Genomic DNA, 17,847 nt, shown 5'->3' with positions numbered 1-17,847 from the left:
GGGCCGGCAGGGTCTGGCCGGCGCGGCCCGCCCCTGCCGCAGCCTTCATTTCGACGGCCCGGCGATCGCCAGGATGGTGACGAGGTTGGCGGCCTTCACCTGCACGTTCGGGGCCTTGGTCACCTCGACCCACTCATCGACCGAGTGCGTGCGGTCGGTCACCGCCACCCGCGAGGTGGTGATCGCCGGGATGCCGAGGCTCATCGGGATGTTGGAATCCGAAGAGCCGATCCCGTACTTCACTCCGCCGGCCCCGCCGAACGCCGCGGTGGCGTATTGGACGAGGTCGCTCTTGGGGTCGGTCGCGCCGGCCGGGCGATCGCCCACCAGCTTGGCCTCGTAGGTGATCTTGCCGACGGCCGTGGAGCGAGCCGCGTTCTCGGCGTCGACGCCGTCGGCGATCGACTTCAGCAGGCTCTTCTCGACCTTGGCGAGCTCGCCCGTGTCCTCGGAGCGCATGTCGAACTCCATCCACACCTCGCGGGGGATGGAGTTCACCGAGGTGCCGCCGCCGACCACGCTGGCGCTGTAGGTGGTCTTCGGCTTGGTGGGGACCTGGGTCAGGTAGAAGTTGTCCACCGCCCTGGACATGGCCGACATCGGGTTGACGATGCCGAACGCGCCGTAGCTGTGGCCGCCCGGGCCCTTGAAGGTCACCCGATAGCGCTTGGAGCCGGTCCCGCCGGTCGTCACGTCGTCGACGCCGCCGCCGTCCAGCGAGAAGAAGGCCTTGGTGCGGTCCTTGTACTTGCCCTTGGTGAAGAAGTAGCGGACCCCGCGCAGGTCGCCGAGCCCCTCCTCGCCGACATTGCCCATGAACACGATGTCGCTCTTGGTCTTGATGCCCGCGGCGTTCATGGCGCGCACGACGGTGAGCAGGGTGGCCAGGCCGGTGACGTCGTCGCCGACGCCCGGCGCATAGAGCCGATCGCCCTCGCGCCGGACCTTCACGTTGGTCCCCTCCGGGAAGACGGTGTCCAGGTGGGCCGCCACAACGACCACCGGGCCGCCGCCCGCCGTGCCCTTGCGCACGCCCATGGCGTTGCCTTCCGGGTCGATCTCCAGGTCGGTCAGGCCTTCGGCGCGAAGCATCTCAAGATAGGCCTTGGCCCGCGTGGCCTCCTTGAACGACGGCGCCGGGATCTCGGTCAGGGTGATGATGTCGCTGACCCAGCGCTCGTGGTCCTTGTCCAGGGCGGCGACCGCGGCCTTGTAGCCGGGGCTGGCCATGATCCGCTTCACGGTCGCCGTGGCGGCCGGCGAGGCCGTCTCGGCGGCGGCCGGCGCCGCCAGCGCCAGACTCAGCATCAGCGCCAGCGCGCTCGCGCCCGCTTGGAAGGTCCTGGTCGTCATCGAAACCCCTGCCCGAATATCTTGGCGGACCCCCCGCGAGTCCGACCGCGCGAGGATCAACCGCCGGTTTCCTGACACGGAACTGTCAGCAGCGCGTCCACGTGTCAGGCCGCTGTCAGCAAAGATCGTATAGACTTCGCGAGGTCAGCCGGGGGGCGGGTTTAGTGCGTAAGATATCGGTACGCCGCGGAAGCGGTCGCGTGGCGCTTGCCCTTTACGCCGGCCTCGGCATGGGGCTCGCCACAGCGGCGGCGGCCGAGACCTGCCGACCGCAGCCGATCCGCTGGCAGGACGATTGCGAAAATCTGGCCACGCAGACGCGCACCGGCGTCGATCGCCTGCGCTACATCCCCCTGGCGGGGGACGCCTGGCTGACGCTGGGCGGTGAGGCCCGCCTGCGAATCGAGAGCATCGACGCCTCCGACTTCGGCATCGCGGGCGCGCCCAGCTACCTGCAGATCAGCCGCCGCGCCCTGATCGACGCCGACCTGCAGACGCCGGGCGGCCTGCGCGTGTTCGCCCAGCTGGGCGCGGTCGCCGAGGAAGGCCGCGAGCCGGGGCCGCGCGCCCAGGACGAGGACGAGCTGGACGTGCCGCAGCTGTTCGTCGACCTGCCCGCCCGCATCGGCGACATGGCCCTGGTGGCGCGGCTCGGCCGCCAGGAGATCGACCTCTCGGACAACCGCCTCGTCACCACCCGCGATGGGGCCAACGTCCGCCGCAGCTTCGATGGGGCGCAGCTGGCGGCCACCTGGGCCGGCGCGCGCCTCATCGTGTTCCGTTTCCGGCCGGTCGAGGTCCGCCGCTACGCCTTCGACGACCGGGCCAGCGCCACGGAGCTGTTCACCGGCGCCTCGCTCGACCTGCCGCGCCGGGGCCCCGGCCTGACCACCCTCTTCCTGTTTGACCGCGCGCGGGCCGACGCCAGGTTCGCCGATCTGAGTGGGCGCGAGCGCCGGCGCACGGCCGGCGTGCGCTACGCCCGGCGGGCCGACGGCTGGGATATGTACGCGCAGGCGGCCTACCAGTGGGGCCGGATCGAAGGCCAGCCGATCAGCGCGGCGGGCGGCGCGGCCGGCGCCGGTTTCACCTTCGCCGCGCCGCATTCACCGCGGCTGGGCGGGCTCGCCGCCTTCGCCAGCGGCGACCGGCGCGCCGGCGACGGCCGAATCGGCACCTTCGATCCGATCTACCCCAACAGCTACGGCCTGTCGGACGCGCCCTTCCTGCACCAGACCAACTACGTCGCGGTGGCCGGCGAAGGCGCGGCGCGGTTCGGGCCGGCGGAGCTGGGCGCCGCCGCCTACTTGGTCGGCCGCTACGCCACTGGCGACGCCGTCTACGGCGGGGGCAAGCCGCTGGAGGGCTCCACCGGCCACGGCCGCCTGACCGCCGTGCTGCTGCAGGCCAGCGCGCGGGTCGCCCTGGCCCGCAACCTGGAGCTCTACGCCTCCGTCGTCCGCGCCCTCACCGGCGACGGCGTCACCGCGGCGGGCGGCAAGGATTCCACCTACGGCCGCCTGCAGCTCACCGCCCGATTCTGAGACAGCTTCGTGTCAGGTGCCGCGCCCACCGTTCCCTGTCCGATACTGTGGGGGTAGGGGTCGTGGGGCGTATGAAGCGCAGTCTGCTGCTGGGGGCGGCCGCAGCGGCCGTCGTCAGCGTCGCCGCGGGGACCTCGCTGGCGGCCCCGCACATCACCACCCCGAAGGAGGCCCTGGGCCAGGAGGTCCTCCAGCGCGGACAGCCGCACGGGACCTTCAAGCTGCCGTTCAACAGCGTCCTTTACGGCCCCGTCGCCGGCGGACGCTGAGCATAAATCGAGAAGGGGGAGACCACGTGTTCATCCGCAAGCTGAAGGCCGCGCTGCTCGGCACGGTCGTCTGGGCCGCCGCGGTGGCGGGCGCCGACGCCCAGGCCATCACCATCCGCGCCGGCGAGCTCATCGACGGCAAGGGCGGGGTCGCCCACAACGTCACCCTGACGGTCGAGGGCTCGAAGATCGTCAAGCTGCAGCCGGGCTTCACCGGCCCGGTGACCTACGACTTCGGCAAGATGACCGTGCTGCCCGGCCTGATGGACACCCACGTCCACATCGGCACCCACTTCGGCAAGGACGGCAAGGCCTCCAACGGCAAGGGCGAGAGCGCCGCCGATATCGCCATGTACACCGCCGAGAACGCCTACGTGGCGCTGATGGGCGGGTTCACTACCATCCAGAGCATCGGCGCCGACACCGACATCCCGGTGCGCGACGCGATCAACCGCGGCCGGCTGGCCGGCCCACGGCTGCTGACCAGCGGCAATCCGCTCACCGACTCCACCAGCCTGGACAAGACGCCCGACGAGATCCGCGCCCAGGTCCGCGCCCAGGCGGCCAAGGGCGTCGACCTGATCAAGCTGATCGTCACCCGCTCGATCCGCGACGGCGGCGACCAGACCTGGAGCAACGAACAGCTGGCGGCGGCCTGCGACGAGGCCAACAAGCTGGGCATGCTGACCTGGGTCCATGCCCACGCCGACGCGGCGGTGCGCAACGCCTCGCTGAGCAACTGCCACACCGTCACCCACGGCCAGCTGGTGACCGACGACACCCTGCGGCTGCTGGCCAAGCGCGGCACCTGGATGGAGCCGACCTTCGGCCTCGTCCAGCCCAACTACATGAAGAACATGGACCGCTACCTGGGCACCGGGAACTACACCCCCGAGGCCTTCGCCTACATGCGGGGCAACGTCGAGCTCAACAAGACCAAGTGGCGGCGGTTCATCGCCATCCCCGGCCTGAAGATCATCAACGGCAGCGACGCCACCGCCGGGGCGGAGGGCTTCAACGCCCAGGAGATCATCTGGCGCGTCGAGAACGGCCAGAAGCCGATGGACGCCATCGTCAACGCCACCTCGCGCACCGCCGAGGCCGTGCGGCTGGACAAGGTCACCGGTTCGATCGCGCCCGGCATGGAGGCCGACCTCATCGCGGTGGTCGACGATCCGCTGACCAAGATCCGCACCCTCGAGCGGGTGGTCTTCGTGATGAAGGGCGGCCGGGTCTACAAGAACGAGCCGCCGTCGGACCTCGCCAACATCCTGACCCGCGAGCCGCAGGCGCCCAAGCCGAAGGTCGGCGGATGAAGCCGCGCGGCGACTGGTCTGCCTGGGCCTGCCTCGTCGCAGGCTATGGCGTGAGCGTGCTGGCCGCGGTCTCGGCCCAGGCCGCCATCCAGCAGGATCCCGGCCCGGGGGCGGCCGTGTTCCAGCGGGTCTGCGCCGGCTGCCACGGAGAGGTCGGCCGGACGCCGGTGGTGCGCCTGCCCCGGCCGTTCGAGTACGACAACGAGCTGGTCGAGGCGACGGTGCGTGACGGCCGCGGCGAGATGCCGGCCTTCTCCGCCGGCCAGATCAGCGACGCCGAGATCGACGCGGTCGCGGCGTTCCTGCGCTCCGGAGCGCCGCGATGAACCGGCGCGGCTTCTTCGCCTCGGTGGCGGCCCTGGCCACCGCCTGGCCCCGCGCCGGCGCGGCGGCCGGCCGCGAGGTCGAGTGGCGCTACTACGCCGGCGACCAGGGCGGCTCGAAGTATTCGGCCCTCGACCAGATCGACGCCCGCAACGTCTCCAAGCTGGGCGTCGCCTGGCGGTGGACGCAGTTCGACCAGCCGTCGGCGGAGTACAAGTCGCAGCCGACGCTGTTCGAATCCGTGCCGCTGGTGATCGACGGCCTGCTGTTCACCAGCACCGCCTACGCCAACGTCGCCGCCCTCGACGCGGTCACCGGCAAGGAGCTGTGGCGCTTCGAGACCGGCGCCAACAAGCTCGGCGAGCTGGTGGTCGCCAGCGGCTACAAGCACCGCGGCCTGGCCGCCTGGCGCGACGGCGGCAAGCTGCGGATCTTCGCCGCCAGCCGCTCGGGCCTCTTCAGCCTGGACGCCCGCACCGGCCAGCCGACGCCCGGCTTCGGGATCGGCGGCCGGGTGGCGCTGGACGACGGCACGAGCCTCGCCAAGGCGCTCGCCAATCCCACATACGAGTACCGCAGCTCGCCGCCGCTGGTGGTCGGGGACATCGTCATCGTCGGCGGCTCGATCTTCGACCACGAGTCCCTGGACAAGCCGAACGTCGGCGCCGTGCAGGCCTTCGACGCGCGCACCGGCAAGCCGCTCTGGGTGTTCCAGACCATCCCGCAGGCGGCCGACGCCGCCGGCGCCGAGACCTGGGAGAACGGCTCCTGGGCCGGGACCGGCCACGCCAACGTCTGGGCGCCGATGTCGGCGGACGAGGCCCGCGGGCTGATCTACCTGCCGGTCAGCACCCCCACCAACGACTTCTACGGCGGCGGCCGCCCCGGCGCCGGCCTGTTCGGGGAGTCCCTGGTCTGCCTGGAGGCCGCGACCGGCAAGCTCCGCTGGTGGTTCCAGTTCGTCCACCACGGGGTCTGGGACTACGACACCCCGGCCCAGCCGAACCTGCTGACCATCAAGGTCGGCGGCCGGCGGATCGACGCGGTGGCGCAGGTCACCAAGCAGGGCTTCACCTACGTCTTCGACCGGGTCACCGGCGCGCCGGTGTGGCCGATCGTCGAGCGGCCGGTGCCCACCGACACCGACATCCCCGGCGAGCACCTCAGCCCGACGCAGCCCTTCCCCAGCCGCCCGCCGCCGTTCGTGCCGCAGGGCGTCACGCTGGAGGACGCCAACGACCTGACGCCGCAGATCAAGGCGCTGGCCCAGGCCCAACTGCAGACCTTCCGCATGGGGCCGGTGTTCAACCCGCAGAGCCTCGGCGGGTCGCTGCAGCGGCCCTCGAACGTGGGCGGCGGCAACTGGAGCGGCGCCTCGGTCGATCCGGAGAGCGGCTATCTCTACGTCCGCGGCACCAACACCATCAGCGTCACCGCGGTCGGGGCCAACACCGGCGGCGACAAGTATGTGAGCGCGCCCTGGCACGCGGCCTTCGGCCGTCCGCGGTCGACCACGCTGCCGGGCGGCCTGCCGCTGATCAAGCCGCCCTATTCGACCATCACCGCCTATGACCTGAACACTGGCGACATCGCCTGGCAGGTCCCGATCGGCGAGGGCGCGACGGCGATCCGCAAGCATCCGCTGCTGAAGGGCGTCGCCCTGCCGGCCCGGCTCGGCACGGCGATCAACGGCGGCGGGGTGCTGGTGACCCGCACCCTGCTGTTCGCCGGCGGCGGCGACAGCTGGTTCTACGCCTTCGACAAGAAGACCGGGGCGGAGGTCTGGCGCACGCCGCTGCCGTTCAAGAACGTCTCCAACCCGATGACCTTCCGCGCCCGCGACGGCGCGCAGGTCATCGTCATCGCCAACGGGGCCGGCGTCGACGCGGGCCTGGTGGCCTTCCGCCTCGGCGCGCCGCCGCTGCCCCAAGATCCCAAGCCCGCCGGCCAGACCTGAGCCGTCCGCCCGCCGCGTTCCAGAAAGTGAGATCGAAGATGCGTACTTCCCTGATGGCCGCGGCCGCAGCCTGCGCGCTGCTGTCCCTGGCCGCGCCGGCCGCCGGCCAGAACCTGCCGAACATCACCACCCCGCAGCAGGCGTTCGGCCACGCCATCGGCGAGGACTACTTCCTGGCCAACTACACCCAGGCCGAGGCCTATCTGAAGACCCTCGCCAAGGAGTCCGACCGCACCAAGCTGGTGGAGATCGGCAAGTCCGGGTTCGGCCGCAGCCAGTACATGATGATCGTCTCCTCGCCGGAGAACATCAGGAACCTCGAGAAGTACCGGTCGATCGCCGAACGGCTGGCGCAGGCCAAGGACCTCACCGACGACCAGGCCCGGGCGCTGGCCAAGGAAGGCAAGGCGGTCATCTGGATCGACGGCGGCATGCACGCCTCGGAGAGCATCCACGCCCAGGCCCTGCTGCAGGGCATCTACAGCATGGTCAGCCGGACCGACCCGGAGGCCATGCGCTTCCTGGACGACGTCATCATCCTGTTCGGCGAGGCCAACCCCGACGGCCAGGAGCAGATCGCCAACTGGTACATGCGCAACCCGGACCCCAAGGCCCGCGAGTTCGAGTCCCTGCCCTACCTCTACAACCGCTACATCGGCCACGATAACAACCGCGACTACTTCCGCATCGCCCAGGTCGAGACCACCAACCTGACGCGGGTGTTCTACCGCCAGTGGCACCCCCAGATCATCTACAACCACCACCAGCCGGGGCCGCCGGGGATGGTGGTGTTCATTCCGCCGTTCCGCGACCCCTTCAACTACAACTACGACCCGCTGATCATGACCGCCCTGGAGGAGACCGGGACGGCCATCCACAGCCGGCTGATCACCGAGGGCAAGCCCGGCTCGGCGATGCGCAGCGCCGCCAACTACTCGACCTGGTACAACGGCAACGAGCGCACCAGCTCCTACTTCCACAACACCGTCGGCATCCTGACGGAGATCATCGGCGGGCCGACGCCCGAGGAGCTGCCGCTGATCGCCGGCGCGCAGCTGCCGCGCTCCGACGAGCCGATGCCCGTGCCGCCGCAGCTCTGGCACATGAGCCAGTCGATCGACTACGAGCTCAGCATGAACAACGCGGTGCTGGACTACGCCTCCCGCAACCGCGACCGGCTGCTGTTCAACATCTACCGCATGGGCAAGAACTCCATCGAGCGCGGCAGCCGCGACAACTGGACGGTCAGCGCCAGCCGGATCGACGCCCTGCGCAAGGCCGGCGGCGACGACGGGACGATCACCCGCCGCGGCGGCGGCCACCCGGTGCTCGGCAAGGAGCTGGATCCGAGCCTCTACAAGACCGTGCTGCAGGACCCCGCCCGGCGCGACGCCCGCGGCTACGTGATCTCCGCCGACCAGCCCGACCTGCCGAGCGCCGTGGAGTTCGTCAACGCCCTGATCCGCGCCGGCGTCGAGGTGCAGCGGGCGACCGCCCCCTTCACCGTGGCCGGCAAGTCGTATCCGGCCGGCTCGTTCGTGGTGATGACCGCCCAGGCCTACCGGCCGCACATCGTCGACATGTTCGAGCCGCAGGACCACCCGAACGACTTCGAGTACCCCGGCGGCCCGCCGCAGCAGCCGCACGACATCACCGGCTACACCCTGGCCTTCCAGAACGGCCTGCGCTTCGACCGCGTGCTGGACGGCTTCTCCGGTCCCTTCCAGACCCTGCCCGACGAGATCGCCCCGCCGTCGGGCCGGATCGACGGCGCCGGCCAGGCCGGCTGGCTGATCAGCCACGCGCCGAACAACGCCTTCACCCTCACCAACCGGCTGATGAAGGCCGGCGCGAAGGTCTCCTGGCTGAAGACTCCGGTGACGATCGACGGCGCGACGCTGGCGCCCGGCACGCTGTGGGTCCCGGCCACGCCGACCTCCCGCAGGGTGGTCGAGGCGGCCGTGAAGACGCTCGGCCTAAACGCCCACGCCCTGGACAAGGCCCCGGCCGGCGAGGCCCTGGCGCTGAAGGCGCCGCGCATCGGCCTGGTCGACCTCTACGGCGGGCTGATGCCCACCGGCTGGACGCGGTTCATCTTCGACCAGTTCGAGTTCCCCTACACCGTGGTGCATCCGCAGGAGCTGGACGCCGGCAAGCTGAAGGCGAAGTACGACGTGCTGATCTTCACCGACGGCGCCTACCGGCCGCCGCAGGGCGTGGTCCGCTCCAGCCAGACCGAGCGGCAGGGATTCGATCCGCAGTCGATCCCGAAGGAATACCGCGCGTGGCTGGGCTCGGTGACGGAGAAGACCGCCGCCCAGGTCGACGCCTTCGCCAAGGCCGGCGGCAGCGTGGTGACCATCGGCAGCTCGAACTACCTGGCCGCCCCGCTGAAGCTGCCGGTGGAGGACGGGATGATCGACCCGAAGACCGGCAAGTCGATGCTGCGCACCACCTTCTATTCGCCGGGCGCCCTGCTGACCGCCACGGTCGATAACCGCCAGCCGCTGGCCTACGGCATGCCGACCAGCGTCAGCGTCTTCTACGACAACAGCCCGATCTTCCGCCCGGCGGTCGGCGCCGGCGTCTCGAAGGTGGCCTGGTTCCAGGGCGACAAGGTGCTGAAGTCCGGCTGGGCGTTCGGCCAGGAGCACCTGAACGGCATGAACGCCATCCTCGACGTCTCGGTGGGCCGCGGCCACGTGTTCCTGATGGGGCCGGAGGTCACCCAGCGGGCCCAGCCGGCCGGCACCTACAAGTTCCTGTTCAACGCCATCTACTACGGCCCGGCGGCGGCCGGCGGCTGAGCCTGGCATACGGCGCGCCCTCTCCGTGGGGCGCGCCGATCGTCATGGGATCCGGCCACGAAAAAGGGCCCCGGGGTTTCCCCCGGGGCCCTTTCCATATGCGCCGAAGAGGGGAGTTCAGCGCACCTCCGCACCGGCGAGAGCGAGCACGGTGGCGAGGTTGATCTTCATGTACTTGAGGGTCTCGCGGTTCACGACCAGGTACTCGTCGAGCGAGTGCCCGCGCGCGCCGTTGAAGCCGGAGCCGAGAGTGATCGCCTCCTTGCCCAGGCTCATCGGGATGTTGGCGTCGGTCGAGCCGAAGGTGAACTTCGGCGGCACGCCGCCGGCCAGCATCGAGGCGCCGGCGGTCTGGACGATGGTCGACTGCGGATCGGTCTGGCCCACCGGACGGTCGCCGATCAGCTTGTTTTCGAGCACGATCGGGCCGCTCTTGGTGGAGCGATCGGCGTTCTCCTTGGCGACCGCTTCCGGCAGGATCGACAGGTAGCGGTCCTCCACTTCCTTCAGCTCGGCCTTGCCGTCGGAGCGCATGTCGATCTCGGCCGACATGGCGAACGGGATCGAGTTGACGGACGTGCCGCCCTTGATGACGCCGACGTTGAACACCGTGCGGGCGGTGGTCGGCACCTTGGTCTTGCCGAATTCCACCAGGAAGTTGCCCAGCGCATAGGAGGGGTTGACGATGCCGAAGGCGCCCAGGCTGTGGCCGCCCGGACCCTTGAAGGTGGCGAGGTAGCGCTTGGAGCCGACGCCGCCGTTGGTCACCCTGTCGAGGCCCGGCTCGAACGAGATGAAGTACTTGATCTGGTTGGCCAGAGGGCTGTCGCTGAACAGGTAGCGCATGCCGCGCAGGTCGCCCTGCCCCTCTTCGCCGACGTCCCCCATGAAGATGATGTCGGACTTGGTCTTGATCTTGGCCGCGTCCATCGCCCGGGCGAAGGCCAGCAGCATCGCCAGGCTGGCGGTGTCGTCGGCGATGCCGGGGGCAGACAGCTTGTCGCCGTCGTGCTTGACCTTCACGTTGGTGCCGGCCGGGAAGACCGTGTCCAGGTGGCCGGTGATCACCAGCAGCGGACCGCCGCCGGCGCCTTTGCGGAAGCCGTAGACGTTGCCGACCTTGTCCATCTGCACGTCGGTCAGGCCGTGGGCCTTGAGCATTTCCATATAGGCCTTGCCGCGGGTCTCTTCCTTGAACGGCGGGGCCTCAATCTCGGTCAGCGTGACCACGTCCTGGATCGTGCGGTCCCAGTCGGCGTCCAGCTTGGCGGCGGCGACCTTGTACTGGGCGCTCGCCTGCAGGGCCTTCAGCTTGCTCAAGGTGGCGGGCGCGATCTTCGACGGCGCAAGGTCGGCCGCGGCCGCAGGCAGCGCCACGCCGGCCAGGAGCGCCGACATCAGCGCACCGGTGATGAGTTTCATATTCAAGGCCCTTCGTGGGTGGGAATTGAAGAAGCCCGGCGAGGCTGGGCAGCCTCGCCGGGACACCGTCTCTCAATCAGCCGCTAGTAGTGGAAGCGGGCGCCGATCTGGAACTGCCGGCCGATGTCGTCGTAGAACGAGAAGTTCGTCGGGCCCGGCAGGATGTAGCCGATGCCCACCGGCGGACCGATGGTGTCGAACACGTTCTTGACGCTGCCGAACAGGGTGACGCTGCGGCCCGCGCTCGGCTGAAGCTCGTACTGCACGGACAGGTCGGTGATGTACTGGCCGTCGAACCAGTTCTTCCCGCCCAGCACCTGGGTCGTGTAGACGCCGGCGGCGTCCTTGAGGTTGTCGTAGCGACCGCCTTCCGTATAGCGCAGCTGGCTGTAGAGGGTCAGCGGGCCGTTGCGCCAGGTGGCGCTGGCGCTCCACTTCCACTGCGGGATGCCGTTGGCGCCGAAGCCCACGGCGTTGACCAGTTGCTGGACGATGTTGGTGTCCACCGAGGTCAGGTAGTCGGTGTAGGTGCCTAGGAAGCGCAGGCTGAGGTCGCCCGGCAGCGGCTCATAGAGCCGCGACAGCGGGGTGTTGTAGGCGACTTCGAAGTCGACGCCGGCGGTCTTCAGCTCCGACAGGTTGATGTTCGCCCGGGTCACCCGGGTGAGCTCGCCGGCCGCGTTGCGCTCCACGTACTGGCACATTTCCGCCACGCCCGCGTAGCAGCGGTTGACGATGTCCTGCGACCCCAGGGCCGAGATCGCGTCGTGGAGGTCGATGTTGTAGTAGTCCACCGAGATGTTGAGGCCGCTGATGAACGACGGCTGGTAGACCACGCCGAAGGTGGTGGTGTCGGCGGTCTCCGGCACCAGGTTGACGTTGCCCTGTTGCGGCGTGTCGACCTGGAACTGCTGGTTGTTCTTGGCCGGGTCGGTCAGCGTGCCCTTGGACAGGATGTAGGAGGCGTAGAGTTCGCCCAGGGCCGGGGCGCGGATGTCCTTCGACCGGGCCGCCCGCACCCGCAGGTCGTCGGTGACGGACCAGCTGAGGCCGGCCTTCCACGTCGTGACCGCGCCGCTGGTCTGGTATTCGGTTTCCCGGATGGCGCCGTTGAAGTCCAGGGACTTGACGAGCGTCATGTCCTTGAGCAGCGGCACGACCGTCTCGACGAAGGCTTCCTTGACGCCTTCCGAGCCGTTGATGTCGTGCGGGTTGCCGATGTTGAACCCGTTGGCGTTGGAGATCGCGTCGGCGACCTGGTGGACCGACTCCCGGCGGAACTCGAGGCCGGCGGCGATCGAGACCGGGCCGGCGGGGACGCTGAACGGCTCGCCCGAGATGTTCACCGCTCCGGCGTCCTGCCGGAAGTCCGCCGCCAGCATCGAGGTGCCGGTCACATACCGCGAGGCCGCCGCTGACGGAGAGCCCTGGCCGAACAGGTTGATCGGCACGCAGCCGTTGGTGGGATTGGTCAGGGTCGAGCGGCAGACGATCTGGCCGTTGGCCGGATTGACCACGGCGTCGATGGCCTGGGTCCAGTTGGCGGTGATCCGGTTGCCCTGGATCTTCTGCGTGAAGTGGGTGAGGCCGGTGGCGACGTAGCCGTCCCACTTCCAGGTGGTGCCGAGCGCGTCGAACTTGCCCTTCAGCCCGAAGCTGAACCGCTGGGTTTCGGTTTCGTTGACCGGGTAGTTGTAGCTGACGTCCTGGTTGATCCGGCCCATCTTGAAGCTGGTGACGTTGGCCGCCGTCAGCGCGGCCCGCTCCGCCGCCGTCAGGTAGGCGTTGTCACGCTGGATGGTGATGGTGCCCAGGTCGTAGGGGATGCTCAGGTAGCCCTCGGAAGTCGACTGGGCGTAGCTCGCATCGACGGTTGCTTCGACGTTGTCGGTGACATCCCACGAGGTGCGCAGGTAGAGGTTGCCGCGGCGAACCGGGTTCGCGAACTGGCTCAGCTGCGCCGCGTTGATCGAGTTGTCGACGCTGATGCCGCTGCCGCCGATCATGTACTGGCTGCCGCGCATCGTGCCGTAGGTGAACGGCACGAGGGCGCCGCCCGGCGCGAACTGCTGGCCGGCGAACGGCCCGGTGGTGACAACCCCGCCCAGGGTGGCGGTCGAGACGTTGACGTTGCTGGTGACGTAGTTCTGCGGCTGGCCGTTGCCGAGCTTGTAGGTCGGGTTGGCGATGACGTTATAGTTCTGCGCCAGGATGTCGCGGCCGGAGTTTCGGCCGATCCCCCTGTTGTCCTCATATTCGCCGGCGATCGAGAGCCGCGCCCGACCGTCCAGGGCCGTGCCGCCCCAGGACAGGGCGGTCTTGATGTCCTGGTTGTCGCCCTGCTGGCTGAGCCCGCCGGTCACCTCGCCGGCGAAGCCGTCCAGGTTCTTCTTGAAGATCAGGTTCACCACGCCGGCCACGGCGTCGGAGCCCCAGGCGGCGGAGGCGCCGCCGGTGACCACTTCCACCCGCTCGATCATGACGGTGGGGATGACGTTCAGGTCGACGCGGCCCGTGGCGGTCGACGGGGTGAAGCGCTCGCGGTCCACCAGCACCAGGGTGCGGTTGGCGCCCAGGCTGCGCAGGTTCACCAGGTTGAGGCCGGAGCCGACCGAGTTGTGCGCCGTGGAAGCCGGCGTGGTCGCGGCGCCGAAGGCCGGGATGGTGTTCAGGAAGTCCGCGACGTTGGTGGTGCCGGACTTCTGGAGCTCCTGCAGCCCCACCGTGGTGGTCGGCGTCGGCGCGGTGAATCCGGCGCGGTCGACGCGCGAGGCGGTGACGATCACCTCATCAAGCTGGGTGCTGGCGTCCGCCGCGTCGGCGGCATGGGCCACGCCCACCCCGGCGACCTGGGCTAGAAGCAGGGCCGCCGCAAAGCTGGCGCTCCCGAAATACTGGCCTCGTCTAGATTGCGAACCTCTGCTGCCCGCCGCGCGTTGCTTGTGCATAGTATCCCCGTATGCATCCAATACGTGATGGCCCTCGCGGTGCTCATCACCCCCGTTTGGGTCCTGGGATTAGTCAGATGACGGGGGGCAAGGCGCCCCGACGTCTTGTCTGCTGGCGGCCTGGTGTGTCTGTCGCCCCGAGGTCGCCGCCCTTAGGTCCACGTTGGGACACTAGGTCTCGTTGCTGTCATCAAGCTGACAACAAGCTCGCGCCTGCGAGGCGGCCGCGTGACAGGTTGGCGCCAGCTAGCGGGGCCTAGCGTTTTTTCCAGGTTTTGGGGCTCGGGGTGAGAAGATGGCGAAGATGGCGTTTCGACTGGCGTGCGCGACCGCAGCGCTGATGACGTGTGCGGCGGCCGCCCAGGCGGCGCCGATCCGCATCCATGCGGGCGAGCTCCTTGACGGTCTCGGCGGCGTGCAGCGCGACATGACGGTGACCGTCGACGGCTCGAAGATCGTCGGCGTCGCCAAGGGCGGCGGCAAGGCCGACTACGAGTTCGGCAAGCTGACCGTCATGCCGGGCCTGATCGACACCCACGTGCACATCACCACCCACTTCAACGCCAAGGGCCGGGCGACCACCCAGGGCGAGACCCGGGCGGAAGAGGCTCTGAAGTGGGCGGAGAACGTCTACGTCACCCTGCTGGCCGGCTACACCACGATCCAGAGCATCGGTTCCGATGACGACCTGCCGCTGCGCGCCGCGATCGCCGACGGCCGCCTGCCCGGCCCGCGCCTGCTGACCTCGGGCCAACCGATCTCGGACAGCAGCATGTCCCCGGAGGACATGCGTGACTTTGTCCGACAGAACGCCGCCAAGGGCGTCGACCTGATCAAGATCTTCGCGTCCAAGAGCAGCCGCGACGGCGGCGGCCCGACCCTCACCGACGCCCAGATCGGCGCCGCCTGCGGCGAGGCCAAGAAGCTCGGCCTGCGCACCTGGGTGCACGCCCACGCCTCGGCCGCCGTCCACCAGGCGATCATGGCCGGCTGCTACGCGGTCACCCACGCCCGCTTCGCCACCCAGGCCGACATGACCCTGGCGGCCGAGCGCGGCGTCTACATCGAACCCAGCTGGGGCGTGGTGCAACAGAACTACCTGGCCCACCAGGACAACTACCGCGGCATCGGCAACTACACCCAGGCCGCCTTCGACAACATGGTCGAGTACCAGAAGACCACCCCGCCCGTCTGGCAGATGATGTTCCACACCAAGGGCCTGAAGATCCTGACCGGCGGCGACACCAACGCCGGGGCCGAAGGCCACAACGCCAACGAGGTCATCTGGCGCGTGCAGAACGGCCAGCCGGCCATGGACGCCATCGTCTCGGTCACCTCGCTCGACGCCACCTCGCTGCGACTCGGCGATGTGACCGGCTCGATCAAGCCGGGCATGGAGGCCGACATCATCGCCGTCGAGGGCGATCCGCTGAAGGACATCACCAGCCTGAAGCGTGTGCTGTTCGTGATGAAGGGCGGCAAGGTGTTCAAGAACGTCACGGATCCGAGCCAGGTCCCGCAATGACCGCGGCAGTCACCGCAGCTTCCCTGCGCCGACGGCTCGCCGTCGGCGCGGCGGCCCTCGCCATGGCGTCCGGCCTGGCGGGCGCCGCCCTGGCCGCCTCGGCGGGAACAGCGAACGGCGAGTGGCCTGAGCACGGCGGCGACGCCGACTTCCACCGCTATTCGCCGCTCACCCAGATCAACAAGGCCAACGTCGGCAAGCTGGCGATCGCCTGGCGGCGCGCGGCCCTCACCGACGAGCTGAAAGCGGAAGAGCCGGGCCTGCGCGCCGGCGCCAATTTCCAGTCCACGCCGCTGATGGTTGGCGGCCGGCTGTTCGCGCAGAACGCCATGGGCCTGGTGGACGCCTTCGACCCGGCGACCGGCAAGACGCTGTGGCGCCAGGAGCGCTTCCCCGGCGACCCGGTGCGCGGCGCGTCCGGACGCGGCGTCTCCTATTGGCGGGAGGGCGCCGACGAGCGCATCCTGACCATCCGCGGCGAGCACCTCTACGCCATCGACGCGAAGACCGGGCGGCTGGTCAAAAGCTTCGGCGACGGCGGGCGGGCGGAGCTGCATTCCGCCTTCGGCAAGCTGGCCCCGACCTTCACCTGGCGCGGCTGGCCGACGATCTGCCGCAACGTCGCCATCGTCGGCGCGGCGATGACCGACGCCCCCTCGAACAAGGAAGAGCCGCCCGGCGTCGTCCAGGCGTTCGACGTCCGCACCGGCAAGCGCCTGTGGACCTTCAACCCGATCCCGCAGGCCGGCCAGCCGGGCAACGAGACCTGGAAGAACGACTCCTGGCGCTATACCGGCGAAGGCAATGTCTGGGCGCCGCTGAGCTCGGACAGCCAGCTGGGGCTGGTCTACCTGCCGACCGGCTCGCCGACCAACGACAACTACGGCGGCCACCGGCTGGGCGACAACCTGTTCACCGACTCCCTGGTGGCGCTGAACTGCGAGACCGGCGCGCACGCCTGGCACTTCCAGGCCGTCCACCACGACCTGTGGGACTACGACCTCAACAACGGCCCGATCCTCGCCGACCTCAAGGTGGGCGGGAAGTCGATCAAGGCGGTGGTCCAGCTGACCAAGTTCGGCTCGACCTTCGTGCTCGACCGCACCACCGGCAAGCCGGTCTGGCCGATCGTCGAGCGGCCCGTGCCGACCTCGACGACGCCGGGCGAGGTCACCTCGCCGACCCAGCCCATGCCCACCAAGCCGCCGGCCTATGAGCGGCAGGGCGTCACCACCGACGACCTCATCGACTTCACGCCGGAGCTGCGCGCCGAGGGCCTGAAGATGGCCAAGGACTACGTGCTGGGCCCGATCTTCACCCCTGCCGTGGTCCGCGGCGGTCCCGGCGAGAAACAGGCCGTGCTGCAGGTCCCCGCCGGCGGCGCGGGCTGGTACGGCGCCAGCCTCGATCCCGACACCAACGTCCTGTTCGTGCCCACCTTCACGCGGCCGCTGCTGCTGGAAGTGCTGCCCGGCGACCCGGCGCAGACCAACCTGCGCTACACCAAGGGGCCGCGCGCCCTCGCCGACGGGCCTCAGGGCCTGCCGCTGGTCAAGCCGCCCTACGGCAGCATCGTCGCCATCGACCTGAACCGGGGCGAGACCCTGTGGACGGTGGCCAACGCCGACGGTCCGCGCAGCCATCCGGCGCTGAAGGGCCTGACCCTGCCGCCGCTGGGCATGCCCAGCCACGACATGCCGGTCGCCACCAAGACCCTGCTGTTCGTGGTGCAGGCCGACCCGGTGAGCCTGAATGGCCGCACCCGCGACGGCGATCTCCCGCTCGAGCCCTATTTCGACAACAAGCTGCGGGCCTACGACAAGGCGACCGGCGCGGTGGTCTGGGAGATGAAGCTGCCGGCCGGATCGACGGCCTCGCCGATGACCTACATGTACAAGGGCAAGCAGTATCTCCTGGTCACCATCGGCTCGCGCACCCACGCGCCCGAGTTCGTCGCGCTGAGCCTGCCATGACCCGTATCGCAACGCTCCTGGCCTCCGTGGCGATCCTCGCGGGCGCAGGCGTGGCCCATGCCGCCAGCGTCAACGACGGCGTCTATTCCGCCGACCAGGCGAAGCGCGGCCAGGGCCAGTACGACGCCGAGTGCGCCCGCTGCCATGGGCCGACGCTGGGCGGCGGCGGCGGAAGCCCGGCGATCTCGGGTCCGTTCTGGGCGCAGTGGGAGGGCCGCACGCTGGGCGAGCTGTACCACTTCACCAAGGCCTCGATGCCGGCCGACGGGCCCGGCGGCCTGAGCAACCAGGCCTACGCCGACATCCTGGCCTACATGCTGAGCGTGAACCACTATCCGGCTGGCAAGGCCGAGCTGCCGGCCGACGTCGAGGCGCTGAAGACCATTCCCATCGTCCGGCGGCCGTAGCG

At 69.6% G+C, this 17,847-nt stretch carries 12 protein-coding genes; 9 read left to right on the top strand and 3 right to left on the bottom strand.

Translation table 11 applies throughout. The features are described 5' to 3' along the window. Positions 1-45: 45 nt before the first annotated feature. Entirely contained in the window at positions 46-1,353 is a 1,308-nt protein-coding gene (locus DJ021_RS10995; protein ID WP_111457588.1) for a M20/M25/M40 family metallo-hydrolase, read from the bottom strand. A 200-nt stretch (positions 1,354-1,553) separates the two neighbouring features. Here DJ021_RS10995 and DJ021_RS10990 point away from each other — a divergent pair, with 200 nt between their 5' ends. The 6 genes from DJ021_RS10990 to DJ021_RS10965 all read left to right on the top strand — a co-directional run bounded on the left by DJ021_RS10990 (position 1,554) and on the right by DJ021_RS10965 (position 9,570). Next, positions 1,554-2,897: an alginate export family protein gene (locus tag DJ021_RS10990; protein WP_111457587.1), complete on the top strand. Its 1,344-nt coding sequence runs from the start codon at positions 1,554-1,556 to the stop codon at positions 2,895-2,897. 71 nt (positions 2,898-2,968) lie between these two features. Further along, positions 2,969-3,166, top strand: a complete 198-nt coding sequence (locus DJ021_RS10985; protein WP_111457586.1) for a hypothetical protein — start codon at positions 2,969-2,971, stop codon at positions 3,164-3,166. Positions 3,167-3,192: 26 nt separating this feature from the next. Continuing rightward, positions 3,193-4,482, top strand: coding sequence for an amidohydrolase family protein (locus DJ021_RS10980; protein WP_111457585.1), 1,290 nt, complete (start codon positions 3,193-3,195; stop codon positions 4,480-4,482). Then, the gene (locus DJ021_RS10975) at positions 4,479-4,808 is read left to right on the top strand and encodes a c-type cytochrome (RefSeq protein ID WP_111457584.1); all 330 of its coding nucleotides are present in this window, start codon (positions 4,479-4,481) and stop codon (positions 4,806-4,808) included. Before DJ021_RS10980 ends, DJ021_RS10975 begins: the two co-directional genes overlap by 4 nt. Continuing rightward, positions 4,805-6,763, top strand: coding sequence for an outer membrane protein assembly factor BamB family protein (locus DJ021_RS10970; protein ID WP_111457583.1), 1,959 nt, complete (start codon positions 4,805-4,807; stop codon positions 6,761-6,763). Before DJ021_RS10975 ends, DJ021_RS10970 begins: the two co-directional genes overlap by 4 nt. Before the next feature lie 38 nt (positions 6,764-6,801). Further along, positions 6,802-9,570 (top strand): M14 family metallopeptidase, encoded by a 2,769-nt coding sequence (locus tag DJ021_RS10965; protein ID WP_111457582.1) that lies wholly within the window; start codon positions 6,802-6,804, stop codon positions 9,568-9,570. A 117-nt stretch (positions 9,571-9,687) separates the two neighbouring features. On the opposite strand, the gene DJ021_RS10960 is transcribed toward DJ021_RS10965, so the two are convergent. Together DJ021_RS10960 and DJ021_RS10955 are read right to left on the bottom strand one after the other, a co-directional pair. Then, positions 9,688-10,992 carry a M20/M25/M40 family metallo-hydrolase gene (locus DJ021_RS10960; protein ID WP_243625965.1) on the bottom strand — a complete coding sequence of 435 codons (1,305 nt, stop codon included), beginning with the start codon at positions 10,990-10,992 and terminating at the stop codon, positions 9,688-9,690. Positions 10,993-11,075: 83 nt separating this feature from the next. Further along, positions 11,076-13,940 (bottom strand): TonB-dependent receptor plug domain-containing protein, encoded by a 2,865-nt coding sequence (locus DJ021_RS10955; protein WP_111457581.1) that lies wholly within the window; start codon positions 13,938-13,940, stop codon positions 11,076-11,078. A gap of 304 nt (positions 13,941-14,244) precedes the next feature. Between DJ021_RS10955 and DJ021_RS10950 the strand changes: the two genes are divergently transcribed. The 3 genes from DJ021_RS10950 to DJ021_RS10940 are packed head-to-tail and all read left to right on the top strand — an operon-like array spanning position 14,245 to position 17,845. Beyond that, positions 14,245-15,465, top strand: a complete 1,221-nt coding sequence (locus DJ021_RS10950) for an amidohydrolase family protein (RefSeq protein ID WP_165837186.1) — start codon at positions 14,245-14,247, stop codon at positions 15,463-15,465. Next, positions 15,462-17,438 carry an outer membrane protein assembly factor BamB family protein gene (locus DJ021_RS10945; protein ID WP_111457579.1) on the top strand — a complete coding sequence of 659 codons (1,977 nt, stop codon included), beginning with the start codon at positions 15,462-15,464 and terminating at the stop codon, positions 17,436-17,438. Before DJ021_RS10950 ends, DJ021_RS10945 begins: the two co-directional genes overlap by 4 nt. Then, complete coding sequence (locus tag DJ021_RS10940; protein WP_111457578.1) at positions 17,435-17,845, top strand: c-type cytochrome; 411 nt, start codon at positions 17,435-17,437, stop codon at positions 17,843-17,845. Before DJ021_RS10945 ends, DJ021_RS10940 begins: the two co-directional genes overlap by 4 nt. Positions 17,846-17,847: the final 2 nt, after the last annotated feature.

It is taken from the genome of Phenylobacterium hankyongense, from assembly GCF_003254505.1.
GTDB classification, from domain to species: domain Bacteria; phylum Pseudomonadota; class Alphaproteobacteria; order Caulobacterales; family Caulobacteraceae; genus Phenylobacterium; species Phenylobacterium hankyongense.
This window is presented reverse-complemented; position numbering and strand designations above follow the sequence as displayed.